The following is a 26798-nucleotide window of genomic DNA, read 5'->3' on the forward strand; positions in this document are numbered from 1 at the left end:
TCTCTAAACACGTTATTACCCAATTTATTGACTTAACGAAACTCTGATGTAAATAACTTACAAATATTATTTTAGACACCTCAATTGAAGTCACATAGAAAACTCAGGTAACTCATCAATACACCTTTCTACGGTGCCGTCATCCTCTGAATTTAGCACGAAAAATCTATCAACTCCTGAGGATTTCAACCGAGCGACTCAACTCTGTTCTCGTCTTGGCTCGTACATGCTACTGAAGCAACTTTCGTCGGGTGTTCACAGCGACTAGACCGCCGCCGGCAATGACTGCGATCGCTGCTGACAGCGGATTGAAGAACCCGACGGCCAACGCCAAGAGAGCGATTCCGTTGTAGGAGAACGCGAGGAGGTTGTTCTGTTTCACGCGACGACGAGCCGCACCCGCTAGGTCGAAGGCGGTTTCGACGGAGCGGATGTCGTTGTCGACGATAGCGATATCGGCGGCGTCAGCAGCTAACGCCGTGCCGCCGCCCAACGAAATACCGAGGTCGGCGGCTGCGAGTGCCGGGGCGTCGTTGGTACCGTCCCCGATCATCGCGACCTGACCGTCTGATTTGAGTCGCCGGATCGTCGCCGTCTTTCCTTCCGGTGGAACCTTCGCGAAGACGTGCGTCACGGCTTCGTGCTGCTTGAAGAAGTCCGTCGCTTCCTCGTCGTCACCGGTCAAGACGACGATGTCCGTGTCTCGTGCTCCGAGCCGAGAGATGGTGTCGTCCCAGCCGTCCCGCGGCTCATCGCCCACGACGATCAGCCCCTCTGCTGTCCCGTCGCGACCGACGACGACCGAAAGCTGACCGAAGCCCCGAGCGTCGGCGACACGAGACCGGATGTCGTCGTCCACGGTCCACCCCTGTTCCGCGAAGAGATCGAGGTTTCCGACAAGATACGGAGTTCCATCGATCACCCCTTCGATACCGGACTGGTGATTCGTGAACTCGCTTATCTGGCCTGTTTTCTCTGTCTCATTACCGTTATTGTCCGAGTTCGATTGATCGTCAAGGCCTTGGTCGGTCGCATTCCTGTGGGCGAAAGCCGTTGTGATGGCGTTTGCAGCGGGATGTGATGCTCGTTGTTCGAGCGCTGCGACGGCGTCAAGGAGGTCCGCAGGAGCGTCCGCTTCGATCACCTCCATCTCTCCGGTCGTGAGGGTCCCCGTCTTGTCGAAAACAACGGTATCGATGTCTCGGAGTCGTTCGAACACCGTCTCGTCGAAGATAATGATCCCCCGACGGAGTGCACTTGCGAGGCTCTTCGCGACCGAGAGCGGCGTCGCAAGTCCGAGGGCCCACGGCGAACCGGCGAGGAGGACCAGCAGTGCGAGGAGGATCGCGTCCGGGATGCTCATGTCGAACGCGATTACACTGGCACCACCGATCGCAACGGCGGCTCCGACAACGAGAAGTACCGCGTACGACGCGAGTTGGTCGGCGTGGCGTTGGACGCCGTGAGTCGCGCTCTGGAGGTCCCACACGGCTGTGGTTATCCGATCGATACTGCTCGTCACGTCCGTGCCGACACGAACCAAGGCCGCGCCGTCCGTGACGATCGATCCACCAATGATCTCGTTGCCGGCGCGTTTTAGCACCGGAAGCGACTCGCCAGTGACGATCGCTTCGTCGACGGTACAGCTGTCTTCGACCAGTTCACCGTCTACTGGGACTCGTTCACCCTGTCGAACGAGCACGACATCCCCTGAATTGAGGTCCTCCACGCGAACTTCCTCAGTCTTCCCGTCCGAGTCATACGTTCGTGCGCGCTCGACTTGTGATATCGTGAGTTCGGTGAGGCGATCAAGGGCGCGCTGCTTGATCGACGACTCGTAGAACACTATCGCGGTGACTGCGGCCGTGACGACGATCGCGAGGTCGTAGAAAATGTCGTTTTGTCCGAGGATGACAGCGGCCGTACTGTACGTGTACGCGCTGATCGCGGTGATCGCGACCAACAGGTCGGTGTTCGGGCGTCGCATTTTGAGACTGAGGTATGCGCCGCGCAACACCGGGAGACCGGTGAAGAGGAGAATAATGCCGGTCATCACGAAATACAGCCGGAGGAAGACGAACGCTCCCTCGCTATCTAGACGGAAGGCACCCTCGAATATTTCGAGCGCTTGCCAGTCAAATATTGACGCAAGGTGAGCGGGATAGATAATTGCGACGTACGGGACCAACAGAAACGCACCGAAGAGGAATCCGACGGAGTATCGCATTCCCAACAGCTGGTCGTCTCGACGCTTTCGAATTCCACCCATCTCTCGTGCTCGGCGCGTCGTCCCACCGGTTTCGCTCACGTCTGACGAGGCATCCTCACGGAGATACGCCGTATACCCGAGGGTACTCAATACATCACGCAGCGACTCCTTCGAAACAGTGTCTGGGTCGTGTTCAACTCGGATCGTCTCGGTGACGTAACTCGCCTCGGCACTGATCACTCCCTCTTGTTTCTCAGCGAGAGATTCAAGATACGCCTCACACGTCGCGGAGTACATGCCGTCAATCCGGAGGAACGTCCGAGAACGATACTGATCGGGAGGAACAGTGTCGTCTCCCTCATCAATCTTGTTCTCAGTTGTGGTCTGGGTGACATCGAGAGAATCGGGAGCCCCAAGCGTCGTGTGTACATCGTGGCACCCGCTCGAACAGAACGAGCGTTCACCATCAGCCTCGAACGTGGAAGACTGAATCTCTCGACCACACAAATAACATTTTTCAGTCATATATTAGTGGGAGTGGTTCATGCTGTCTGTCTGAGAGCACACCGGTCTGAATGGACACTATGAACCATGTTTTTTATAGAACGTATTCGGATGATAGGGTGTCTGTCGCTTATGATTCGGTAAGTGGGTCGTGTTTATGTGGTTGTTGATACTCTCTGTGGTGGATCTGTGTCAATCAGTCGTATCCACACCTACGTAGCATCCTCGGAAATATGCGACCACCACCCTCGCTCGCTGATCGCTATGTGTACTTGAGCGATGATCCCCAACAGGGGCAGTTCCAAGAGCGGACCGATCACAAGCGCCAACGGAATGAGTGGTTCATTCGGGAACGCGACGACGGCGATCGCGAGTGCAGTCGGTGAGTTTCGCGACAGGATAGTGTTGTTGAAACACACGAGTTCCTCGTACGAGAAATCAAGCATACGACCAATAGCGAATCCGACACCGAGGTTGATCACGTAAAAGGCGATCACGGGAATCGCCATCACAGCGAGCAGTCGCGGATTCTCGACGATTACCTGAATTGAGGCGCTAAGGCCCCTTCCTCATTCGTCTTTAGTTAATACTCTTAGTAATACTTAGTAGCTTCATATTCGATCCAGATTCGACACGTTCGTGCCGGCAATAGGTGGAAAATGGCGGTTTTGAGGGTTGCTTGTCGTTCGATATCAGCAACAACAGAATCTCAGCCGTGATTTCTACTACATCTAATACTCTTAGACATAATTTAAACTCAAGTATTACTACTGGGCTTAACTAAAGACGAATGGCCCCTTCCTCAACGAGCGACCGAAGGGAGCGAGTAAGGAGGGGATACAGCGCCGCGGCTCTGTTGAAATCCTCAAAGAGTTACATGTTTAGCCTGTAATTCGACGAAATGAAGGCCCTCCCGAAGTCGCAGATTCTCCGTTTTGCTGAGAAGGCGATCCATCTGGCGCGTCGAGCGGTCTCCCGATACTCCTCGAAATTTTCTAAACACCGCTATACACTTCCCCAACACGTTGTTCTGTTGTGTCTCAAAGTTCAAAAGAACACAACCTACCGTGGCTTGCTTGACGAACTGATCGAGATGCCACGCATCCGTCGAGCTCTTGGATTAGCTGAACTTCCTACTCCTTCAACGCTCTGTAAGGCGTTCAATCGACTTGATATGACCGTATGGCGTATCATATTGACTCTCTCAGCGACGCTACTTCCGACGAGCGGAGTTGTTGGAGTTGATGCATCAGGGTTCGACCGCAGTCACGCTTCGAAACACTACACGAAACGCGCCGAGCTCACGATTCAGCAGCTCAAAGTGACGCTGCTGGTCGATGCGAAGGTGAACGCAATCCTAGATTTACACGTGACGACGACCCGGAAACACGATAGCCAGGTTGCGCCGTCACTGATCAAACGCAATCCCGAGAATATCGACATTCTGCTCGGTGACAAGGGCTACGACGACCAGAAGATCAGGCGGCTTGCTCGTCAACACGAGGTTCGTCCACTGATCAAGCATCGTGAGTTCACATCGCTCCATAAGGCATGGAACGCGCGCTTAGATGCTGATCTCTATGGCCAGCGGAGTCAATCCGAGACAGTCAACTCTACGCTCAAGCGGAAGTACGGTGCGTTCGTCCGCTCACGACGATGGTGGAAGCAGTTCCGTGAACTCACCATCGCTTGTCTCAGTCACAACATCGACCGATCACTCTGAGTGGTCAAGACATATGATTCACAGACCGCTCAGGATCAGGGAGTAATGATTCTTGCCAGTCTTCATTCAGTCTCTGCTAAACACCGTTGCTGGATCAAACGGCCACCACTCGCGGTTTCGGATCGCCAAATGGATTTGTGCAATGAAGCCTAACAGCGGAAGTTCCAACAGCGGCCCAATAACCAGTGCGAGCGGGATGAGCGGCTCGTTCGGGAACGCGACGACGGCAATTGCGAGGGCCGTCGGTGAGTTCCGTGAGAGGATCGTGTTGTTGAAACAGACCATCTCCTTGTAGGAGAACGAGAGTACTTGTCCGACGCCAAACCCGATGCCGAGATTGATCGCATAGAAGACGAGAACGGGAACCGCGAGAAGAGCAAGTAATCCGGGGTTTTCGAGGATTAGCTCCCCCTGCGAAGCGAACATTGCGCCGATGGCGAGACTGAGGAAAATAATCTGGAGCGGACTCAATTTCGGCAGGAAGTGCTGCTTGAACCACTGCGTCCCCTTTTGTCGGGTCAATGCCCACCGAGCAAGTCCACCAACCACAAGCGGGACGACGAGTACGAGAACGACGCTTTCGATCAGCAGCTCCATCGGTAACGCGACCAGTTCGCCCGCGAAGACGTACAAGTAGAGTGGAAGCAGTATCAACTGGAGAACGAGGTTGTACGGGAGAATAGAGGTAGCCAGCGGAACATCTCCGTCCGCAATATCGGTGAAAATGAGATACCAATCCGTACATGGTGTCACCATCAGCATGATGAGTCCGACCCACAGGGCAGGGTGATCTCGAAGGAAAACCGCGCCGAGTGCCACCGCTAACAGCGGACTCCAGATGAAATTGACCAGAAGACTAGACCCGACTACACGACGATTTCCGAACGCTGCCCGGAGGCGAGAGAGTGGGATTCCGGTGAACGCGGCGAACAGCATCACCATCAAGAACGGGAGAATGAGTGAGTCCGCAATCGGCGGAACACCAGCGATCTGACCGAGCACTAACCCACTCAGAATCGCAATAATAACGAATACACTCTGGTACTTCTCGACGAAATCCATTCTGTTGCGTCTGTGTCGGGAGCCATCCTAAGGATGTTGCTTATTGTAATGACACTAAAGAGATAGATTGGGAATACAATAGACAATTTTGTGACAACGTGAGACAGTCACTGGCCATTTCTGGTCCATATGTAGCGAGTGAATTAGTCTCAACTGCAGAAGATCCCACGAGCGCAAAACCGAGGGGGAGAGAAGGAGACACGTGGAGGCTCTCGTCGATGGCGACCGCGTCGAAATGGTGGTCGTTGATACAGTTGGAACGTCGTTCATGAGCTGGAATACAGTCATATCGAACGCGCGACGGAAGGGTATCTGTCTCGGTTTCGGATGCGTGTCTGATTGCGCAAATCGTCTGTTACAATCTTGCTCTGTCGGCGTCGCCGTAACGTCTCGTCCGAGAGTTCGGTGCGGCCATTCTAGCCGGACGATACAAAATAATAAGTGTACCCTCGTGAAGGGGCGCGCAAGAGTCGAAAGGCAAACATGATAGATCCAATTATCCTGCAACAGGGGAGCGACTGGCGCGCGCAGGCGGAGGTCTTCGACGAGATCTTCTTCGTCTTCCTCGCGCTCGGTACGCTCGTCGGCACAATCGTCGTCGCGTACACGCTGTGGAACGTGTTCAAATATCGCGACGACGGCAGTGAACCGAAGGAGGACTTTGACGCGCCGATCGTCGGTGAACTCCCGACCGGACAGGGCGGTCCGAAAGCGAAGAAGCTCTTCCTGTCGTTCGGATTGAGCGCGATCGTCGTCATCAGCCTTGTCGTGTACGCGTACGGACTCCTCCTCTACGTCGAAGAGGGTCCAGACACGAGCGACGCGGGGAATATCGAAATCACCGTCGAGGGGTACCAGTTCGGTTGGGAGTACATCTATCCGAACGGTTACTCCACGAGGGGCGAGATGATCGTTCCGGCCGATCAGCGGATCGACCTCAACGTGACTTCACGCGACGTGTGGCACAACTTCGGCTCGTCGGAGTTACGGATAAAATCCGACGCCATCCCCGGAGAGTACAGTAGTACCTGGTTCTCCGTGAGTTCCGAGGACGTTGAAGCACAGGGTGGCGAAGCAACTTACCGAGTCGAGTGCTTCGAACTCTGCGGCGCGGGCCACTCTGCGATGACTGGTCAAATCACGGTGCTCCCGCAAGACGAGTGGGAAGAATGGTATGCTGGAACCCAAGGTGAAAACACTTCTAGTGTCGACAGCGCTGGCGCCGGAAATGCCTCCAGCGTTGACAACGCAGTCATTCGAGGTGCCCCCGCATGAGCGAACTCCCGCCAACGACTTCCGTCAAACGATGGCTCGTCACGACCAACCACAAGGACATCGGCATCCTATACACGATTACTGCCCTGTTCTTCCTACTGTTCGGCGGTGTCCTTGCGCTGCTGATCCGTGTCCAGCTCTGGGACCCGATGAATCAGATCCTGTCTGGGCTCGCGTACAACGAGGCCGTCACGGCCCACGGACTGATAATGGTGTTCTGGTTCCTCTCCCCGTTTGCCTTCGGCTTTGCAAACTACTTCGTGCCGCTCCAGATCGGTGCCGACGACCTTGCGTTCCCACGGCTTAACGCGCTCTCCTATTGGATGTACCTGTTCTCCGGCGTACTGTTGTCAATCAGCTTCTTCCAGGGCGGCACGCTGAGCGCTGGCTGGACGATATACGCTCCGCTCAACATACCCGCGTACACACCGAGTATCGGCTCAACGGGAGCGATACTGGCACTCGCGATGTTCACCATCGGAGTCACCGCCTCGTCGGTGAATTTCCTCGTGTCTATTCATCACTCGCGTGCCGAAGGAATGGGGATCATGGATATGCCGATGTTTACCTGGACCATCCTCGCGACCGTGTGGATGATGCTGTTCGCGTTCGCTGCATTGCTCGCTGCGGGACTCATCCTCGCGTCCGACCGCGTGCTTGGGTCGGTGTACTTCTCCGCAACAGAGGGCGGGTCCCTGCTATGGGGCCACCTGTTCTGGTTCTTCGGCCATCCGGAGGTGTACATCGTCTTCTTCCCGGCTCTCGGTGCGATGTTGGAGCTGTTCCAGACGTTCTCAGGGCGCCGGCTCGTCGGACGGAAGTGGGTGATCATCGCCATCTGTCTTGTCTCCGTCCAGTCGTTCCTCGTATGGATGCATCACATGTTCCTGACGACGATCAACCTGGAGATCAAGACGCTGATGATGGCGACCACTATCGGGATCTCCTTACCCTTCGACCTGATCGTGTTCTCGCTGATCTACACGCTCATCAAGGGACGAATACAGTTCACGACACCGTTCCTCTTCGCGTTCGGGGCGCTACTATTGTTCATCCTCGGCGGCATCACCGGAGTGTTCCTCGGCGCCATCGTCCTCGACTACGAGTTCCGTGGCACCTACTGGGTGGTCGCGCACTTCCACTACGTGATGTTCGGGGGGGCGACAGCCCTGATCGGCGCTGCGTACTACTGGTTCCCGAAAATAACCGGGAAGATGTACGATGAACTCCTCGGGAAGATCCATTTCGTGCTGTTCTTCATCGGGTTTAACGCCGTCTACTTCTCGATGTTCCTCGGCTGGGAGACGCCGCGCCGTGTCTTCGAGTACAACCCCGAACTCCAGATCTATCACCAGTTCGGGACGATCGGTGCATTCGTACTCGGATTCTCCTTCTTCATCATGTTCTACAACTTCGCGAAGTCGTACGTTTCCGGCGAGCCCGCCGGCGACAACCCGTGGGACTACTCGCGGACTGCCGAGTGGGCCATCTCTTCACCGCCGCCGCTCCAGAACTGGCCAAACCGGCCGTCCTACGCGTCCGGCAAGCTCGAATTCGTGAAGGATTATGTGCCCGACAGAGGTCCGGCAGTGAAGACCGACGCCAACGGGAACGGGGCGACTGACGGTGGTGACACCCACTCCGAGCACATCAAGGAGTACCCGTACTGGGACAAGCACCCGAGCCACGCAAGCATATGGCCGCTCACACTCTCGTTTGCAGTTGGTGTGTTGTTCCTCGGGCTTACCGGATTCCGCGATAACGTTGTCTTCGAGGTCGGCGAGTCGCTCGCATCGACGAGCGTGACGATCTCGAATCCGGTATACCCGATACTCATCGTTGTCGGATTGGTCGGACTCGTCTGGACCGGGGTGAAGTGGAGCCTCGAGGACTTCTATGCCCCACCGACCGAGTTCGCCGAACGGTGGCCGTTCGAAGGTGTCGAGAAAGTCAAGCTGGGGATGTGGTTCTTCATCGCGTCGGACGTGATCGTCTTTGGCGCGTTCCTCTCCGCGGCCATCTTCGTCCGGTACAACGCCGGCTGGATGACGTGGGAGCCACTGGCCGAACCACTACCGGGACTGATCAACACGTTCGTGCTGCTCACCTCATCGTTCACCGTGATCTTGGCGCTGGTCGCTGCTCGCCGGAAGAGCCGGCAGGGCCTGCTTGCGTCACTCGGCGCAACGATAGTGCTTGGGTTCACATTCCTGGGTATCAAGCTCTGGGAGTGGAACAAAGAGATCTTCGAGCGGGGCGTGACGATTTCGGCGAACGCCCACGGTGACCCAATCCAGGCGTCGATCTATTACGTGACGACGGGGCTCCACGGGATCCACGTAGTTATCGGCCTCGTGATCGCCATCTTCCTGTTCGTCAGGGCGTATCAGGGGCACTACTTAGAGGACGAGCGGCCGATCGAGTACTTCGGCCTCTACTGGCACTTCGTCGACATCGTCTGGGTGTTCATCTTCCCGCTGTTCTACCTCTTCTGAGGACAGCGGCGGAGTCACCGTATTTGACTGTGTTGAATCACCATACAGCAGCGGGGTAGGCCACTAAATCAAAGGAGTTGAAGCGGGAAGATCCGGTTGCCTGTGACACAAATCTCCCGCTTCATCGGGGAAGTTGTGCCGGTTGCTCAAAGAGTTACTGGCGATGGAGGCGAATCTGCCGCCCCGGAAGGCGGCGGCGGATTCGCCGACTATGCACTCGTTTCCCTTCACTGTCTGCGGATTTACCTCGATTCATCGTACCGCATTACGATCGACCTGCTCAAAGAAATGCCACAAATAACCGGAGAGATCGGCCTCAACGCGGCCGATCTCCCAGCGCCGTCCACGTTGTGTAAGGCGTTCGACCGGATCAGTATGAGCGTGTGTCGAGTGCTGCTGCGCCAGTCGGCGCAGCTGCACGATCTCTCTGAACACGCCGCGATCGACGCCACGTTCTACGAACGCTCAGCAGCGAGCCGCCACTACTGCCAGCGAATTAGCTACCGCGTTCAAAAGCTCAAAGTCACGAAATTAGTCGATACAGCGTCTTAAGCCGTCCTTGACGTTCACTGCTCAACGAACCGGGAAGGAAGCGACGCAGACCTTGCTGAGCAGATCGCCCGCCGGAACGCGGGCGATCTGCGGTCTCTTGCGGCCGATAAAGGCTATGACAAGCAATCGCTTCGTGAAGGATTACGCGACCTCGGGATCAGACCGCTGATCAAGCACCGTATCTTCGCTCCGTACGACCACGCACACAACGCCAGAATTGACGATAACAGCTACAATCAGCGCTCTATGACCGAAACCGTGAACTCGGCTGTGAAGCGCTCGCTCGGCTTCGCCGTGCGAGCGCAGACGTAGTTTCGTGAGTTCCGAGAAATCGCTCTGATGTGTGTCGTCTATAACATCAAGCGCTTCGTTAAACAGTGAATCACTACGCCTTACAGCGATTCAACACAGCCTGTCTAAGTTAACACGACCGTCATCTGCTGGGCGAACGTCACGTATCTGTCTGGCGCAGCCCCGCCAGCCGGCGTCCAACAGTGCGTCGAAGACTGCGTTCGTGAACACCCTGCCGTCGAAGGTGTCCACGACACTGCCGTCTACTATATGGGGGCTAATCTCGAAGTTGAACTCCACGTCGAGGTTCCCGGAGACTACACACTTCGCACTGCCCACGAAATCGAAACAGTGCTTATCGACAGGCTTCGAGATCTCCCCGCCGTCGGCGACGCACACGTCCATCTTGATCCGGCAGGAACGGACGAGTGGAAGGACGCCGACGAGGACGGCTCACCCGTCGAGTCTGACGGATCCGGAGACCAGCTCCACGACCAACGCACGAATACAGAGATACGCCACACTCCTGGTGTGTAATCAGTCGGCCGTCTGATTATCGTGGTCCGGCTGAAGGAACATTACGTTGACTCTCCCCACAGCGTCGAAATCGCGAAGCTGGTAGACGAGTTCGCGAATCCGTCCAGCTGACCCCTCACAGAAGATTGTTTCGAGACACCACTCGCCATGATGCATATGCTGAGTCGTCCCGATGATATCATCAAACTCGTGTTGGACAGTGTGGAGATCCCCGATGACGAGCGTGTGCTCGTAGTCGAAGGCGAGCGCAGCGACTGCGGTCCCGTCAAGCCCTTCGAGGGTGGTATGACGCTCTATATACTCTTGGATCGCCTCCCGAACAGCACGCGAGCGCGATTCGAGTCCTTCGTCTTGCCACGTTTCGTCGAACGACTCGAGAATTTCTCCGGGAATATTCAGGCTGGTTCGCATTAAGGGAATGTTAGCCGGGGACGCCTATGAAACTCATTATTACGGGATCCCCGAATCGGCCATAACAACCCCTATCAGTCCGTCAGTCTCGTATTCTTCTATATGGTGACTGGAGTACTTGGTCTTGCACTCGGGGCGAGTGTGCTCGGGCTCTCTCACGGGCTCGCCCCGGGCCACGGGTGGGCAATCGCGGCGAGCTATGCACTCGACAAACCGAACAAGTGGTTCTACGGCGCTGCATCGAGTCTCATCCTCGGGATCGGCCACCTCATCAGTAGTATAGCGATGGTGGTGGTCTACTTCTGGGCGCTTTCGTACTTCGGGCTCACACAACTCAGCTGGATGAATTACGTGGCGGGCGCGCTACTTATCGGGCTCGGAATCTGGCAGTATTTCAACGGGCATGACCACGGTACTGGATTTAATCACGACGGAGAAGAAGAGGAAGATAAGCACGCCCATGATCACGCGGACGACCACGAGCACACACATCGCACTGAAGAGACGTCCACGTGGGGGGCTCGCATTCGACGCGCCCTCCCATTCGTCGGTGAGTCCAGCCACGACCACTCGCACGGTCGCGTCGACGAAACGCCCGAGCGTGGCCTCTACGGGATGGTTGCACTCGCGTTTGCGCTTGGCTTCACACACAACGAAGAGTTTGACATTATTGCCATCTGTACCGGCTCGGCATACTGTCTCGAGTTGATGCTTCTCTACTCGCTCGCCGTCATCGTCTCCCTCGTCGGAGTGACTCTCCTGCTTGTGGCCGGCTATGAGCGGTACGAAGAGCGGCTCGAAGGATATGTCGAGTACCTCCCTACATTTACGGCAGCGATCCTCATCGTGATGGGGATCGGGTTCATCCTCGGGGTCTTTTGAAAGGACTGAATCTATACTTCCACGATGCGCCTATCGCAGGGTTATGTAGACGGTCGGTCGGACACTGTCCACCAAAGAATTGGCAGTGAAATTCCGGAAAGTGATACGAAGAGTGGATGTCCGAAAGACACTTGAGAAAGCACAGGAGAGCTCCGGGGTTGCCCCTGAGTGGATCCTCCTAATACTGCGCGTGGTGATCGTCGCGAACAGAGCTGTAGACGTGACAGTACTCCTTTCGACGTTCCTCGCACCGACGTTTCTCATCCAGCTGGTTAGCCCTGTCTTCCATGATGAACCTGCCGAGATTACGGGTTCCTCGAAATCGCACGCCTCGAGGAGATAGCGACTGCTTCGAGTTAGATTTTCTGGAGCGCGAGGCAATACCCAAACCTGCGATGAAGCTCGGTATGTGCCCTATTTAGCTTAAGTGAATATAGGAAATTGTTTTTATACAACATACGGTGAGGTCAACCGTTGTCCGTCAACCATCCACAACTGGGTACTGAAGACAGATCTCCAGTCGCTCGATGGGGTAAATCCGGATCACGTTGCGGTCGACGAGACTGTGATCCACTGAATGATAACCGAGAAGGGCTTCGTTGAAACCAAAGACGTGGGGCGAAGGACGGACGTAGATCTTACCGAGGAGGGGAAAAATACACTCTCCGCGTTTAGGCATCTCATCGAAAAGTGATTAGTATAGTTAGCGCTCAGTCGAATCGACCTCTTCCAGAGCTTCTGTAGCAACATCACCTAACTCCCCTGCCTCGATATGTGAATACCGTTCTCGAACCATCTCTTCGGAGTTATCGAGATACCGGGCCGCCACCGTGTACCCAAACGCGCGGACAAGTACCTCGCCCATTCCACGTCGACCACCGTGGGGCGCGAGATAATCGTGTTTCGGGTGGTCGATATCGACCTCTGCGGCCTCCGAGAGCCGTTGGAGAATCGTCCGTGCGCCGTCCGTCGTAATCGACGGCGGCCGAATGTCCTCATCGAGCGCCAGCAGTAGATCGCGAGCGTATTCTTCACGGCGCTCAGTAATTGCTTCCGGGAGTTCCCCTCGTTCGGCTAGCTCATCCTGGATGAGTCCTGCGAGCGTCCGTTGGTCGAACGTCGGGAACACCGGCCAGCGTTCCGTCGGTGGGTCCATCAGCCTTCGATAGCTCCGCAGTGGAGAGATTACTGGGTCGGGGAGACTGGCGGCGTCCCATTGCTGCTTCTTCCGGTAGACATCCATACTACCGTCGTCGAGCGAAATTTCCTCCCACCGGACGCCGCGCCGGCGTGGGTCGTTCGGATCCCGGAGCAGTTCCCCGACGCGGACAGCGGTGTACGCGAGAACGAACACCAGCGCCCGGTCACGAGCCGCCTTCAGCGCCGCGTAGCGCGCTCGCTGTCTGTCAAGAGGGTCAGTATCCCCCGGGAGTGTGGTGAACGTCTCGATGGCGTCACGGGCTCGCTCGTCGACGTACCGGGTCAGGGCGTGGCGCTGCTCGGACGTCCAGGCCTGCTGATCACCGGGCTTGCGACCGTCGTCCTCCGGCAGCGGCGCCATCGCACTCGCCCGCTGCGCGTAATGGGCTTCGAGATATCCCTCGTTGACGCACCACCCGCACCACGCGGAGATATAGCGATAATAGGTTTGTACGGTATTCTGTTTGAGCCCGCGATCGCCGGCGAGATGCCGGGCGTACTCCCGGAAGACGCGTTCATCGAGGTCTTCGAAGGTGGGCTCCTGGTCGACGTCGTCGGATACGATCCCGGTCCAGTCGTCGGCGCCGCGGTCGCCGGCGGCCCACTCGGCGAACCGCTCGAGCTCGCGTGCAGCGTTACGTCGGTAGTTCCCGCCGTCGCCACCGCGGCCTTTCCCCTTATCCTGGAGGTAGCGCTCGAAGAAATTCTTGAGTGACTGATCGGCGCGTTCTCGGGGTGTCATGGTTCCTCGTTCGCGTACTGGTAGGTCGGACGGACGTCCTCGAGGAGCTCTTCGACGATTTCCCAGAGAACCAGGGAAGGGGTCTCGTGTTCGAATGTAATCTCCCAGCGATCCTCCGTATCGGCGACTGAGTACTGGAAATGCGCCCGTCCGAGATCGGGATGGTCCTCGTCCTGGTGCCAGCCGGCGTGAAAGCCCGTGTTCGGGTCGGTGTAGTTGATACGGAACCAATCGTGAGGGTCCTGCCGATACCACTTGACGGTCAGCTCCGGCGAATCAGGGCCTGTCGGGGGATCCAGACGGGCCGGATCGAAAATCGCCCGCAGCTGCTTGGCCTCGATATCGTCAGGAACGTACTCGACGGCCGTGATCTGGGGAACACGGTCGAGGACGTCCCGCTTCAATTGGGTGTAGAGGTTCGCGTTCGGATCACCACCTGGATGCGGGACCGACATTCGTTAGCTGCTGGCCTCAGCGGGCTCTGTCGTCGGAGCGAGGAAGTCCCATTCGCGGATGGCGAAGCCAACGATCTGGATACGCCGCTGAAGGTGCTCCCACTCGCGGGCAATCTCACGGCGACGATCTTCCTCCTCAGCGTCAAGAGACTCGTCAGCGAGCGTCCCGCGAAGCTGGTTCGGTGACTCGACCTCGAATTCATTCTCCCAGTCGCGAATCTGCGTCTTCATATCGGCGAGACGGTCCGTGAGTTCCTCGACAGTGTGCCCGCTGTCTCGAAGCCGCATCGCCTCCTGCATTGCTTGGCGGCGGTAATCAGGGTAATACGTGGTGTGAGTCCCGCTTTCGTCACGGTGGAGGATGCCATCGTCGACGAGCCGATCGAGGACGCGTTTGGTCGGCTCGTGTGACCAGCCCGCTTCCGAGGCGATCCAGTTCGCCGTCTGAGGCTCCGAAAGCTGCCGGGCGGTCATCCTCACGCGGTCTTCACCCGTGGTCTGGCGTTCCATCAGGCCCTCGGAGTTCGATTCGTCTTCGGACATACAACACCGTTCGCGCTTTATCTTAATATAGGTTGAGGTCATTAGTTCTATATCGAATGCGTTTCTTCGCCATCGCCTCGACCTCGGCTGAGGAGAGTCAGAGAAATCTCAAACCCCGTTCTTGGCAGTTCTACCCCGGGGGAAGCGCCGTCGTGAGGCGGTTGCAGCATTCGTGCTTCACCGACGGCGGCGGGGTACTTCAAACTGGTCGTGATTACGGGCATAATCAGGACCACTTTCTGTTTTCGAACCTTCGGGAGAATTCGGGAGTCTAGAGTCTCTTACCGTCGGAATTCCGCACCACGGGATATTATATATCGTATATCGCTATACAAAATCTCAGGCCTGGAAGTTGAGACTACAGTGGGTTTAGCGGGGCTGTGATGCGTGGTTTCGACCGAATCGGTGAGTGGATACTGCTTCAGGTTGCCGTCCAAACGGCCATTCTTGTTAAAGTTCCTACCATATGGGCGATTTTCTGCAACTTAGGGTAGCGTTGCCACTCGGACGACGCTCTATCACGGGTAGAGTACCGTACTACCCGATTCCAGTCTCCTTCTTCAGCAGCGTGAGCGTATTGTCGGCCGTCACAATCGGCGCGCGTTCGTACTCACCAGTCAACTCGACTTGGACGAGTAAATCGACTGCTCGCCAAATCGAGTACAACAGACACGCAAACGCGAAGTAGAAGAATCGGAGCCCGAAATCCGTCGACGTCGTCGCAGCCATGAATCGCTTGATCGACCGATAGCCACTCTCAATCTCCCACCGGTATCCGTACTCACTGAGAAAACCACCACCCCGGTTGGACATGAACACCGAGTACTGTCGATGGTCGTCGTGCTCAGAGTCTTCTTTCCGGCGATAGATCAGCGTCGTCTCGTGCCACTCATTCTTGCCGAGATGGAGTTTGCGGTCGGTCTCGTATCGGTCCTGGTCACTCTGGAGCAACCGCTTGGCCTGGGCTTTCTCACTGGTCTGCATCCGCTTTGGCACGACGTAGGAGAGTCCGCGCCGGCTGATCATCTCCAAGACGTGCTGGCTATCGAACTCCCGATCCATCAGCACGTTATCGACGTGAATGAGGTCCTCAGCGGAGTCGAGCAGGTCCTTGACGATCTCCTTCCGTGACTCGCCTTTCCGTACCGGGCGGGCATCAAGGACGAGCGGGACAGCGTTGCCGACCAACTGGACTGTTGCCCACTGGTAGGCGTATTCGTCGGTCTTCTCCTTCGTCCCGATAATCTCGTCCTTGTGCCCACTTCGGTCACCCGTGAACGGGTCAGCTTCCGTGATATCGATCGCGATGATTCCCGCTCGAAAGAACTGCTCTGTCTCCGCGACTTCATCCAGTAGACGTTTCACTGCTTGGCGGTACATCTCGCGAATCTCCGCGATCGAGAGGTCACGAATATGCTCGCGATGGGCGTGCCCGAGTGGTGTCCGATCACGCGTTGACTCGCAAATGAAGCTCCGAGCCCCCTCGTTGGCAGCCAAGTTCTCGCGGAGACCGAGATAGGTCTGTAAGTCCCAGTAGGCGTTCTCATGGATCTCACAACCCTCACCACGGTCCAATGAGAACGCCGGGAAAACGACGCGGCTGATGTGATCTGTGATCGCTTCCGCCTGTTCCAGTACAGTCTGACCGTCTAGGTCGGACTCATCGGTGTCGTTACCTCGTTGGGGGAGCGTCTGTTTTGGGTCACGCGGAACGCTTACACCCGCGTTCTGGGCATTGATCAGGATTGTCCGGGCGGCTGTCTCAACCGTCTCACGCAACTCACCCGTGAAGCGCTCGTGCCAGCTGCGCCACAGCGTCGACTGATTCGGAATTCTACCGAGCTCGAGTTGCTCGCGAAGTTCAGGGTGGCACTCGAGGAATTCGACGAGTGCCGTCTCGTGGTCCCATCCATGGAGTTCTTTCAGCACGAACACTCGAAAGAGGGTGTTCATCTCGTAGCGCGTCGACTCCGTGTAGCGGTCGTGGGCCTCGAATCTGAAGTAGGCGATTGGGAGTGTGCAGATGAACTGCTCCAGTGAGTCGTGTTCGTGGTGAGTAAACCAGACTTCCGAGACGATTTGAATATCCGATTCTAATCCGGCGAGTGAGGTTTGATCGTACAACGGCGTCGAATCATAGACTGGCCACTGGACGTACGGCTGTTGAGCGATTCGTCGAAAGACCGTGCGCTGTGACTCCCAGGTCGCAACCACTACGAGATACTGGCCACGACCCGGCCAAGAATCCGTCTAACTGATCAGTATAGAGGATATATTCAGCAGGCGGTCGCCGTTCGTTTCATGTGACCGAGGTGGAACGGTGGTTCGGTAGGTGTGCAGACTCGATGAGTAGGCCAGCGTGTTCGTCATCGAACTGCCGTCACAGAGTCGACGGTGGGCACCATATGATATATGAATCGGTGAGCGGAAAGCAAAACCAGTGAGGACCGAGTATCAGAACCTCCTCCTGTTCGGCATATACAGCGTCTGTGGTGCGCTCGTCTTCGTCGGCGCGAAGCTGGGCATGCCGGACGTGCCGCCATTACTGTTCGCGGCACTCCGCCTCGACATCGCCGGCGTGGCGTTACTCGCCGTCGCCGGCTGGCGTTCGACGTACTGGCTCCCCCGCACGCGCCGCGATGTGCTCGGCGTGGGGGTCGTCGGCGTGTTCACGCTCGGTGTCATGAACGCCATCTTGTTCGCCGGCCAGCAGTACGTCACCAGCGCCGTCGGTGCGATCGCCTACAGTTTCATGCCAGTCCTGACGACGGGATTCGCCGTCCTCCTGTTGCCGACAGCCTCGCTCGACATCGTCGACGCATTCGGCATCCTTCTCGGATTCCTTGGAGTCGGTATCGTCGCCCAGCCGTCGGCAGCAGCCATTCATGCAGACCGTCTCATCGGATTCGGACTGATGATCGGGAGCGTTGCGATATTCGCACTCGGCACCGTGCTGACCCAACGGGTGCAACCAGCGCTTCCCCGACTCGCGCTCACCGCGTGGGGTGTGCTCCTTGCTGCGGTCGTAAACCACGGTATCGCCGTCGTCTTCGGCTATTCGCTGACCGCGATTACGTGGACGTCCACCGCCATTACTGGCGTTGTCGTTGAGAGCCTCCTCGCGACAGCCGTCTTGTACGCCGTCCATTTCGAACTCATCGACAGAATCGGGCCTGCTCGGACGAGTCTCAATTTCTATCTGCAACCAATCGTCGCAGCACCGATCGGATTGGTCCTGTTCGACAACCGATTGGCGACCGTGAGTCTGGTTGGCTTCCTCATCATCTTCGTCGGGTTCGTACTCATCGAAAGAGAAGTGATACTCAATACCTGCTACTCCGCTACGTAACAACAAACTCGACCCGGATTCCATGACCGGTACGCGGGAGAGTTTAGCAGGAGATTCACTAGTTACTACCCCGAAAAGAAACTGTGCGTGAACTTTTCTATGACACGCTCGCAGAAAGTAGTTTTACTCAAATCTCACTCCGCTACAGAGTGGCGAATACAAGTCGTCCTTCCCATAGGCTATATTACTTAGTAGTATAATTTGGTTATTGATGGCAAAGACTCAGATCCAGCTGGCCAAAGCAGGCGAAATCACATCTGCTATGAAACGAGTTGCCGAGCGCGAAAACTATGATCCGGACTTTGTTCGACAGCAGGTTGCCGACGGACAAGCCGTCATTCCGAACAATCATGCGCACGAATCGCTTGACCCGATGATTATAGGACGGGAATTTTCTACAAAGGTCAACGCGAACATTGGCAATAGCGACACGACTAGTGGTATCGAAGGCGAACTCCAGAAACTCCACACTGCGGTCCACTATGGTGCCGACACTGTGATGGACCTTTCAACCGGCGAGGATCTTGATGACATCCGTAGCGCTAATATCGAGCATTCACCCGTGCCGGTCGGAACCGTCCCGATTTACGAGGCTGTCAAGCGTGTTGACAGTCCCGCCGAAATCACCCACGAACTGCTGCTCGACATTATCGAGAAGCAAGCCAGGCAGGGCGTCGATTATATGACTATCCATGCAGGCGTGCTGATGGAACATCTTCCACTGACAGACGGCCGAAAGACTGGAATCGTCTCGCGAGGGGGGTCTATTCTAGCCCAGTGGATCGAAGAGAATGGGATGCAGAACCCGCTGTACACGAAGTTCGAGGAAATCTGCGAAATCTTCGCGGAACACGACGTGACGTTCTCATTGGGCGATGGCCTCCGTCCCGGTTGTCTCGCAGATGCGAGCGACGAAGCCCAGTTCGCCGAACTCGACACACTCGGCGAACTGACTCGGACCGCATGGGACCACGGCGTCCAAGTCATGGTTGAAGGCCCCGGACACGTCCCAATAGACGAGATCGCCGATAATGTCGAACGCCAACAAGACGTCTGTGACGGTGCACCATTCTACGTCCTCGGCCCGCTAGTCACCGATGTCGCGCCGGGCTACGATCATATCACAAGCGCGATTGGGGCGACCGAGGCTGCTCGTGCAGGAGCGGCGATGTTGTGTTATGTTACACCGAAGGAACATCTCGGTCTCCCTGACGAAGAGGACGTGAGAGACGGTCTCGCAGCCTATCGGATTGCAGCCCACGCTGCTGACGTCGCGAATGATCTTCCGGGTGCACGTGACTGGGATGATGCACTTTCCGAAGCGCGCTACGAGTTCGATTGGCGCAGGCAATTCGAACTCGCACTGGATCCCGAGCGTGCCCAAGAATACCACGATCAGACATTGCCTGGCGACAACTACAAGGAAGCTCGTTTCTGCTCGATGTGTGGTGTCGAGTTCTGCTCGATGCGAATTGATCAGGACGCACGGGATGCCGACGGTGAGATGTCTTCGATTGATGACGAGACTAACCTTGACGCTTCGCCTGCTGCGGATGTGAATCTCCCGCCGGTTGGAACCCATGACACGAGTCGCGTTCCTGATGAAGTCGAAATCAATGGTGTCACATTTACTCCTGCAGAATCACACGCAGACGATTAACCTTCAACAGTTCTGGAATTTATTTTTGGGCCACTCAATACGAGTGATCGCGACTTCGAAACCTGTGCTGACTATGTATCCTGTACTTACCGATTCTTCTCGGTCTATTTCAACCATTGTAGCGTGACCGACTCAGAGCGTCTATCTATCAGTCTGGACACTAGTGATTTCGAATCGTGCGCCTTCCTCGTCGCTGTCGGTCACGGTGATCTCCCACCCGTGAGCGGCAACGAACTGCTTGACGATATACAGCCCAGGCCCTCACCGTTGGTTGAGTCCTCCAATTCAAACACCTGCTCACCTACGTCTTCAGAGATACCCGGCCCAGCGGCTGCCACGTAGAAGCCGTCCTTCAACTCACCAATCGTCATAGGCACGTCCGCAATCCCGTATTCGACCGCATTCCAAATCAAATTCTCCACCACTTGCCGGAGCCGACTCGCATCAGCCTGAATCGTTTGCTCTATGTCGATGACCAGCGTCGTATCGGCTGTTGGAATGGTCTGCCAGCACTCACTGTCTCCGCAAGATCAATCGCCTCGACCTCGCTCCGCCTCACCCTCCATCCTTATCTGAGCACTGCCGTGAATGGAAACCCAAGAATTATATCTTCGTCAACTGGCTTGGCTAGCGTGGTTTACGAGACAGGAAATCGCACCGTCGACGACGCTGTCGCCCGCATACTCGACGGCGAGACACTCGACCGCCGGGATGGACTCGCACTGATTGCCCAGCCGGTCGAGCCCCTCGCCGAGGGAGCGGACTACGTCCGCTCCCAGCTCGGCGACGACACTGTCGACGCGTGTTCCATCGTGAACGCGAAGGCGGGCAACTGCGCAGAGGACTGTGGGTTCTGTGCGCAGTCAGTCCACTTCGACACTGGTATCGACACCTACGGCTTTCTCGACCCCGAACAAATCCTCAAGGCGGCCAAGCAAGCCGAACGCGACGGCGCCCAGCGCTTTGGCGTCGTCGTCGCCGAGAAAGGCGTCTCCAAGGAAAAACGCCCCGACGAGTGGGACGACGTCATCCGCGCAATCCGCTTAGTACGAGACGAAACCGACGTCGAAGTCGACGCCTCCCTCGGGATCCTCACCGAAGAAGAGGCCGCGATTCTCGCGGACGAAGGGCTCAATCACTACAACCACAACATCGAAACCTCGCCGCGTTTCTTCCCCGAAATCGTCGGGACCCATGACTTCGAAGACCGCGTGAAGACGCTCGAAGTCGCCAAGGAAGCCGGTATGGACCTCTGTGCCGGCGTTATCCTGGGCATGGGCGAATCGCCTACCGACCGCGTGGACGCGGCCATCGCGCTCCAGGACATCGGGGTCTCCTCGCTCCCCGTCAACATCCTCAATCCGGTCGCCGGGACGATGTTCGACGACCGAGAGGAAGCACTCATCTCCACGGCGGAGACCATCAAGACCATCGCGGTCTACCGACTGCTCCACCCGCACGCGCGAGTGCGGCTCACCGGCGGTCGCGAGGTCAACTTCGCTGAGGACGAGCAACACCTTCCCTTCGAGGCCGGCGCGGATGGCATCCTCACCGGGAACTACCTCACAACCGAGGGCCAGTCCCCCGGCGACGACATCGAGATGATGGAGCAGGCCGGCATGGAGCCCAATACCGAGGTCAACGATTTCGACCCGGAAGAAGTGAAATCCCGTGATGGCGACTCGGCCGACCCCGCGGATACGGCGGTCGGGACAGCCACGAGTAAGGCGGAACTGTCTGATGACTAACACAGAGATACAGCAACAGCTATGAACGACATCAACTTCGCCGTTCTCGGCACTGGTGGTATCGGCCGTCGCGCACTCGAATTCTCCGCGGACAAAGACGAACTCACCCCTATCGCAGCCTGCGACCGCCATGGGGTTGCCGTCAACCACGACGGCCTTGATGTGGACGAACTGCTGGCCGCAACGGAGGGGAACATCGCTTCCGACGGCGGGACTACCGTTGAATCCGGCGGTGACGACATCAAGGAACACGGCGACGACAAGGGCGTCGTCGCCTCCACACAGGCCGAGCCGACGGAGACGCCCATCGAGGACATCATCGCCGAACACGAGGCCATCGACGCGGTACTCATCGCGCTGCCGAACCTCGAACACGACTTCATTCCGACTGTCGCCGAGCGCTTCGCGAACGCAGGCTACGAGGGCGTCCTCGTCGACGTGCTCAAGCGTTCACGTGTCATCGGCATGCTGGACGACCGTGAGGAACAACTGGAAGAATCAGGCATCACATTTGTCTGCGGTGCGGGCGCGACACCCGGCCTCCTCACGGGCGCGGCGGCACTCGCCGCCCAGTCGTTCATCGAGATCGAGGAGGTCGAAATCTGGTGGGGCGTCGGCCTCAAATCCGGCTACGAGGACAACCGCGGCACCGTCCGCGAGGACATCGCCCACCTCCCCGACTACGATATCGAATCGGCACGCGCCCTTTCGGACGAGGAGATCGAGGAAATCGTCGACGCTCACGACGGCGTCATCGAGTTCAACGACATGGAGCACGCCGACGACGTGCTTCTCGAACGGGCGGGTATCTGCGACGCTGAGGACGTGACCGTCGGCGGCGTCCTTGACCTTCGCAACGACGAGAAGCCCACAACGACGACCGTCAAAGTCACCGGTCGCACGTTCGATGGCGAGGTCGGTACCAACACGTTCGAACTCGACGACGACACGAGCATGGAAGCCAACGTGAACGGCCCTGCACTCGGCTACCTGAAGGCTGCCGTCCGCCGCAACTGGACCGGCGATTACGGCGTCTACGGGCCTGCCGAGCTCATGCCCGGGTTCTGAACCGTGCAGCAGCAGATGGATCGAGGGTTCGACCTCGAAGCACGCCTCCAGTCCCGGGAAGAGCGTGGGCTCCGTCGCGATCTCGCTCCTGTCGACCGTGTCGAGCCGAGGGCTCGCCGGGTGCCCGACCCCGGTTCCGACGTACCGGCCTTCGACGCCGATGCCGAGGAAATGCTGGTGTTCGCAGCCAACGACTACCTCGGGCTCGCGGGAGAAGCCAGACTGGCCGAGGCAGCCGCCCGGACAGCCCATGAAGTCGGCACTGGCGCGGGCGCCAGCCGGCTCGTCGTGGGCGATACATCCGCTCACCGCAAGCTCGAACACGCACTCGTCAAATCGAAAGAAACCGAGCGTGCGCTGGCGTTCTCCTCGGGGTACGCCGCCAACATTGGGACGATTACGGCGCTCGCCCCCGACGCGATCTTCTCCGACGAACTCAACCATGCCTCCATCATCGACGGCTGCCGGCTCTCCGGCGCCGATATCGAGGTGTACGACCACTGTGACGCCAGCGACCTCCGGGCGACCATGGATCGCCGTGCCCGCGAAGCAGATGGGGAGGAATCCTGGCTGGTCGTGACAGATTCGGTATTCAGCATGGATGGCGACATCGCTCCACTCAGAATGATATGTTCGGCCGCTGAGCGCCACGGCGCGTGGGTGATGGTCGACGAAGCCCACGCGACGGGCGTGTACGACGGCGGCATGGTCGGTCAGCTGGGACTCGAAGACCGGATTCATGTCCAGTTGGGGACCCTCTCGAAGGCGCTCGGTGCCCAGGGCGGGTTCGTCGCCGGGAATGAGATGCTCATCGAGTACCTGGCGAATGCGGCCCGTTCGTTCGTCTTCTCGACCGGGCTCTCCCCGCCTGCGGCGGGTGCCGCACAGGAGGCGCTACGTATCGCACGGGAGACGGACCGCCCCCAGACGCTCCAGGATCACGCCGATTACCTCCGGTCGAGGTTTGAGGACCTCGGCTTCGAGGTGCTCGGTGAGACCCACATCCTGCCCGTGCTGGTCGGAGACCGGGAGGATGCGGTCGCGCTCGATGAAGCGCTCCGCGACCGCGGGGTGCTCGCCCCTGCCATCCGCCCGCCGACCGTTCCGGTGGGGATGTCACGGCTGCGCGTCGCTCCCACAGCCGCACACACGCACGAGCAACTCAACCGCTGTCTCGATGCGTTCGAGGCCGCCGGCGAGGAGGTGGGGCTGCGATGAGTTTCTTCGTGCTTGGCACCGGGACAGGTGTCGGCAAGACTGTCATCACTGCTGGCCTCGTGGGCTGGCTCCGCGACCGCGGCCGCGATGCAGTCGGTATCAAGCCCGCACAGACTGGCTTTCCACCGGACGACGACGCTGGCTTCGTCGCCGAAGCCGCGGGAAGCGAGGACGCCAGTGTCTGCCTGCGCTATCTCGAACCCGCGCTTGCCCCGGCAGTTGCCGCAGACATAGAAGATGCTGCCCTCTCTTATGACGAGATCCTACAGGGTTGTCGGAGCGAACTAGAGACTGCCGACCCGGGTGTCGTCGAAGGGATTGGTGGTCTCCGGGTGCCGCTCGCTGAGGGGAAGGAGGTCGTCGACCTAGCCGCCGATCTCGGATTACCGACGCTCGTAGTCGCACGCTCGGGACTCGGCACGCTCAATCACAGCGCGCTGACCGTCAAGGATCTCGAACGACGCGGTCTTGACGTGTGCGGTGTCGTCCTCAACGATTACGCTGGCGAAACGCTCGCCGAGCGGACGAACCCCGACGTACTCGAATCGATGGTCGATCTGCCTGTGTACACAGTGCCAGGACTCGACCTGGACACGCCGGGCAAAGCGGTGACAGCGGTAAAGGAAAACCTTCCGCCGAGCGTATTACCTGAATAGCGCCTACGACGGACGCAGATGAATTGACAGATTCCGGGATTGATCCGCCTCAAAGCCGTATGCATTGAGAAGAACAGTCTCAACTTCTGGTGGGCCTGTAGTTGCTAATACCGGGTATTTGCTGTACGGGATTCCCAGTTTTTGGGCAAATTAATCACGCTTCATCTGCTAATCTCGGGGAAAAGCCCGCTACATAACTATCAAAAAGTCATCTACACACAAAATCCGGTAAATTTGAAGAACAGCGTACTGATGGCTCTACGCGAACGGGCGAATGCGAAAGTCAGAGAGCGGCTATATCAGCCCGGTCAGCTGCCGATCGATAAACGCAATGAATCGCTGTGCAGTTATCCGCGGCTTCGACCGGAAATCCACGTCAAGCCCAGCCTGAACGAGAAAATCGACCATCAACCAGGCGTTGTACAGGAGGACTGCGAATCCGAAATGGAACAGTCGGACGCTGAAATCCTTCGACGTCGTCCACGCGGTGAACTCCTTGATCTTCTTGTACGCCGTTTCAATCCCACCACGACGATTGTACTGCTCGACCTTCCGCTTCGTCTGTCTGCGGTCAAGCGCGATTTCATCCTCTGCGTGCGTGTTCGTATAGAACGGAACCGCAGCCTGATCCTCTTCAGGAATGAGTTCTTCGCCCTCATCAGCTGTCTCACCGTACCCGTACTGGTCGTCGTCAGGGTCACCGGGTAATCCGATGAGCGTTGTCGTGACGCGCTCGTTCGACACGCCGTGTTTCACCGCGCCACGTAATGCCCATTCTTGCTCGACGGACACGATTCCGCGCTCCATGTCCACGTTCCTATTGAGCCAGCGTTTTGTTCGGTCATTCCGTGGAGCTGGCATCAAGTACCTCATGTTGTGCTGTTCAAACGCTGAAATTGTATCTGCGGATGCGAACTCTCGGTCAGCGTACACGCATCGCGGTGTCACGTAGTGTTTCGTCATGGAGAGGAGTTCTCGAACGACATCCCCAATTACGTACGATTTCTCTTTATTACCTGGGTACGCTTGATTGTCGGTGAAGTCTGGGTTGCCGACCGGCAGCATCCCGACGACCATGTGGACGCCGTCTCCAACGAGTGTTGCAGTAGCGAATTTATGACACCACTTGTACTGCTTATGATCGGGTGTGCCGGTCACCCATTCTAGTCCGTCGCGTTCACCATAGTACGCGACGTATGTGATATCAATCGCCATGAAAACGGGGTCTGGGAAGTCAGCGTACGGTTTGATGCGGGTCAACGCACGGCGCGCTGCGTTATTCACCATATCGGTGATTCCCTGAACGGAAAGTTGGTGAATTGCGTTCAACAGCGTTTCTCCTCTCATTCCGTCCTCATAGAACGGGTCTTCAGTCGGGTGAATATCTTTGTTCTCCGCGAGTTTATCGCCGTGGATGTCCGCACCGCCATTCGCGGCTTCACCCTCCATTCCCATGACGGCCATCAACTCTAGAAAATCGTCTTGGTCGTAAATGGCATGCTCAGGACGAGGGATATCAAGCTCGGGAAACACGACACCAGCCATTTCGTCTAGCACTTCTTTCGTTTTCTTCCGAAGGAGACGTTGCTCTGTGCGTTTCGATTTCCCATCTGTTTCTTCGATTTTTAGCCCGGTGTGTCCGCCGATTGGACTGTCGCGTTCCGTGGCGATCTCGTCGATTGTTTTCGCTGTCGGTTCGATAGTCTCCTGTAGAGACTCGAATCGTTCTCGCCATGCACGAGCGAACGTGTCTCCGTGCGGGATTTCCTCCTCGTTGAATCCGAACGCTTCAGCGATCTCTGGGTTCGATTTGAGACGGTCGGACAGCCCAGTAACGGATTCATCCTCGGTTTTTGCCCACAACATTGCCAAGAACATCGGCTCGAAAGCGGTTGTTTCAGCGTGCCACTCAGGGTACGAGTCATCACGCTGGTACATTGAGACATCAAGTTCCTGACCGAGCTCCGCCCAATCAGTACCATGCTCTATGACCTCGTCAGCTTGCTTTGAGATCATATTCAAAGCAGGATCTGCACCGAGCTCATCGACAGTAGACGGATCACTCATCAAGCCACCCGTACACGCGTGAACGCGCGCAATGCGTCCGTGGGATACGACAGAATGCGATTGCGTCAACCATAGAGACAGAAACTCGAATATGGAGCATATGTATGCGGGTGTAGTTTCCGAATAGAGGGTTAAAAACGGTTGTATAAGG

At 57.2% G+C, this 26798-nt stretch carries 20 protein-coding genes and 4 pseudogenes; 14 read left to right on the forward strand and 10 right to left on the reverse strand.

Annotated elements, in window-relative coordinates:
* Positions 1-229 precede the first annotated feature (229 nt).
* Both ACZ45C_RS00640 and ACZ45C_RS00645 read right to left on the reverse strand, forming a co-directional pair.
* Positions 230-2734, reverse strand: coding sequence for a heavy metal translocating P-type ATPase (locus ACZ45C_RS00640; RefSeq protein WP_460560822.1), 2505 nt, complete (start codon positions 2732-2734; stop codon positions 230-232).
* Between the two features lie 191 nt (positions 2735-2925).
* Positions 2926-3258, reverse strand: a pseudogene (locus tag ACZ45C_RS00645) (arsenic resistance protein); the annotation flags it as partial.
* Positions 3259-3614: 356 nt separating this feature from the next.
* On the opposite strand from ACZ45C_RS00645, the gene ACZ45C_RS00650 reads away from it, so the two are divergent.
* Positions 3615-4436: an IS5 family transposase gene (locus tag ACZ45C_RS00650; protein ID WP_080508277.1), complete on the forward strand. Its 822-nt coding sequence runs from the start codon at positions 3615-3617 to the stop codon at positions 4434-4436.
* Positions 4437-4502: 66 nt separating this feature from the next.
* Here ACZ45C_RS00650 and ACZ45C_RS00655 read toward each other — a convergent pair whose 3' ends face one another.
* Positions 4503-5498 (reverse strand): arsenic resistance protein, encoded by a 996-nt coding sequence (locus ACZ45C_RS00655; protein ID WP_144800187.1) that lies wholly within the window; start codon positions 5496-5498, stop codon positions 4503-4505.
* A 483-nt stretch (positions 5499-5981) separates the two neighbouring features.
* On the opposite strand from ACZ45C_RS00655, the gene coxB reads away from it, so the two are divergent.
* From coxB to ACZ45C_RS00675, 4 genes and pseudogenes are all read left to right on the forward strand, one after another.
* Positions 5982-6773, forward strand: a complete 792-nt coding sequence (coxB, locus tag ACZ45C_RS00660; protein WP_058365907.1) for a cytochrome c oxidase subunit II — start codon at positions 5982-5984, stop codon at positions 6771-6773.
* Complete coding sequence (locus ACZ45C_RS00665; RefSeq protein WP_144800188.1) at positions 6770-9268, forward strand: cbb3-type cytochrome c oxidase subunit I; 2499 nt, start codon at positions 6770-6772, stop codon at positions 9266-9268. The genes coxB and ACZ45C_RS00665 overlap by 4 nt, the downstream gene beginning before the upstream one ends.
* 102 nt (positions 9269-9370) lie before the next feature.
* A pseudogene (locus ACZ45C_RS00670) lies at positions 9371-10201 on the forward strand (IS5 family transposase).
* 66 nt (positions 10202-10267) lie between these two features.
* Positions 10268-10648, forward strand: a pseudogene (locus ACZ45C_RS00675) (cation transporter dimerization domain-containing protein); the annotation flags it as partial.
* Here ACZ45C_RS00675 and ACZ45C_RS00680 read toward each other — a convergent pair.
* The gene (locus ACZ45C_RS00680; protein WP_058365909.1) at positions 10649-11059 is read right to left on the reverse strand and encodes a CopG family ribbon-helix-helix protein; all 411 of its coding nucleotides are present in this window, start codon (positions 11057-11059) and stop codon (positions 10649-10651) included. It lies immediately after the preceding pseudogene.
* A 102-nt stretch (positions 11060-11161) separates the two neighbouring features.
* Here ACZ45C_RS00680 and ACZ45C_RS00685 point away from each other — a divergent pair, with 102 nt between their 5' ends.
* From ACZ45C_RS00685 to ACZ45C_RS00695, 3 genes and pseudogenes are all read left to right on the forward strand, one after another.
* On the forward strand, positions 11162-11941 hold the full coding sequence (locus ACZ45C_RS00685; protein ID WP_058365910.1) for a hypothetical protein: 780 nt from the start codon (positions 11162-11164) through the stop codon (positions 11939-11941).
* Between the two features lie 290 nt (positions 11942-12231).
* Positions 12232-12512: pseudogene (locus ACZ45C_RS00690) on the forward strand (IS6 family transposase); the annotation flags it as partial.
* Between the two features lie 6 nt (positions 12513-12518).
* Positions 12519-12635 carry a DUF6293 family protein gene (locus ACZ45C_RS00695; protein ID WP_379765143.1) on the forward strand — a complete coding sequence of 39 codons (117 nt, stop codon included), beginning with the start codon at positions 12519-12521 and terminating at the stop codon, positions 12633-12635.
* A gap of 9 nt (positions 12636-12644) precedes the next feature.
* Here ACZ45C_RS00695 and ACZ45C_RS00700 read toward each other — a convergent pair whose 3' ends face one another.
* The 4 genes from ACZ45C_RS00700 to ACZ45C_RS00715 all read right to left on the reverse strand — a co-directional run bounded on the left by ACZ45C_RS00700 (position 12645) and on the right by ACZ45C_RS00715 (position 17095).
* The gene (locus ACZ45C_RS00700; RefSeq protein ID WP_144800126.1) at positions 12645-13883 is read right to left on the reverse strand and encodes a phage integrase SAM-like domain-containing protein; all 1239 of its coding nucleotides are present in this window, start codon (positions 13881-13883) and stop codon (positions 12645-12647) included.
* Positions 13880-14338 carry a hypothetical protein gene (locus tag ACZ45C_RS00705; RefSeq protein ID WP_058365911.1) on the reverse strand — a complete coding sequence of 153 codons (459 nt, stop codon included), beginning with the start codon at positions 14336-14338 and terminating at the stop codon, positions 13880-13882. Before ACZ45C_RS00705 ends, ACZ45C_RS00700 begins: the two co-directional genes overlap by 4 nt.
* Positions 14339-14341: 3 nt before the next feature.
* Positions 14342-14923 (reverse strand): DUF7342 family protein, encoded by a 582-nt coding sequence (locus ACZ45C_RS00710; protein WP_058365912.1) that lies wholly within the window; start codon positions 14921-14923, stop codon positions 14342-14344.
* 495 nt (positions 14924-15418) lie between these two features.
* Positions 15419-17095, reverse strand: coding sequence for a transposase (locus ACZ45C_RS00715; protein WP_464374305.1), 1677 nt, complete (start codon positions 17093-17095; stop codon positions 15419-15421).
* Positions 17096-17321: 226 nt separating this feature from the next.
* On the opposite strand from ACZ45C_RS00715, the gene ACZ45C_RS00720 reads away from it, so the two are divergent.
* Positions 17322-18230 (forward strand): DMT family transporter, encoded by a 909-nt coding sequence (locus ACZ45C_RS00720; RefSeq protein ID WP_426963364.1) that lies wholly within the window; start codon positions 17322-17324, stop codon positions 18228-18230.
* A gap of 262 nt (positions 18231-18492) precedes the next feature.
* Positions 18493-19890, forward strand: a complete 1398-nt coding sequence (gene thiC / locus ACZ45C_RS00725) for a phosphomethylpyrimidine synthase ThiC (RefSeq protein WP_464374309.1) — start codon at positions 18493-18495, stop codon at positions 19888-19890.
* Between the two features lie 200 nt (positions 19891-20090).
* On the opposite strand, the gene ACZ45C_RS00730 is transcribed toward thiC, so the two are convergent.
* Positions 20091-20315 (reverse strand): hypothetical protein, encoded by a 225-nt coding sequence (locus ACZ45C_RS00730; protein WP_464374306.1) that lies wholly within the window; start codon positions 20313-20315, stop codon positions 20091-20093.
* A 207-nt stretch (positions 20316-20522) separates the two neighbouring features.
* Between ACZ45C_RS00730 and bioB the strand changes: the two genes are divergently transcribed.
* The 4 genes from bioB to bioD are packed head-to-tail and all read left to right on the forward strand — an operon-like array spanning position 20523 to position 24580.
* Positions 20523-21638 (forward strand): biotin synthase BioB, encoded by a 1116-nt coding sequence (gene bioB / locus ACZ45C_RS00735; protein WP_460559379.1) that lies wholly within the window; start codon positions 20523-20525, stop codon positions 21636-21638.
* 21 nt (positions 21639-21659) lie between these two features.
* On the forward strand, positions 21660-22706 hold the full coding sequence (locus tag ACZ45C_RS00740) for a transcriptional regulator (protein ID WP_460559381.1): 1047 nt from the start codon (positions 21660-21662) through the stop codon (positions 22704-22706).
* Positions 22707-22721: 15 nt separating this feature from the next.
* Complete coding sequence (locus tag ACZ45C_RS00745; protein WP_460559383.1) at positions 22722-23924, forward strand: aminotransferase class I/II-fold pyridoxal phosphate-dependent enzyme; 1203 nt, start codon at positions 22722-22724, stop codon at positions 23922-23924.
* The gene (bioD, locus tag ACZ45C_RS00750; protein WP_464374307.1) at positions 23921-24580 is read left to right on the forward strand and encodes a dethiobiotin synthase; all 660 of its coding nucleotides are present in this window, start codon (positions 23921-23923) and stop codon (positions 24578-24580) included. Before ACZ45C_RS00745 ends, bioD begins: the two co-directional genes overlap by 4 nt.
* Before the next feature lie 294 nt (positions 24581-24874).
* Here bioD and ACZ45C_RS00755 read toward each other — a convergent pair whose 3' ends face one another.
* Positions 24875-26647, reverse strand: a complete 1773-nt coding sequence (locus ACZ45C_RS00755) for a transposase (RefSeq protein WP_206668668.1) — start codon at positions 26645-26647, stop codon at positions 24875-24877.
* Positions 26648-26798: the final 151 nt, after the last annotated feature.

Source organism: Halorubrum pallidum, from assembly GCF_055380345.1.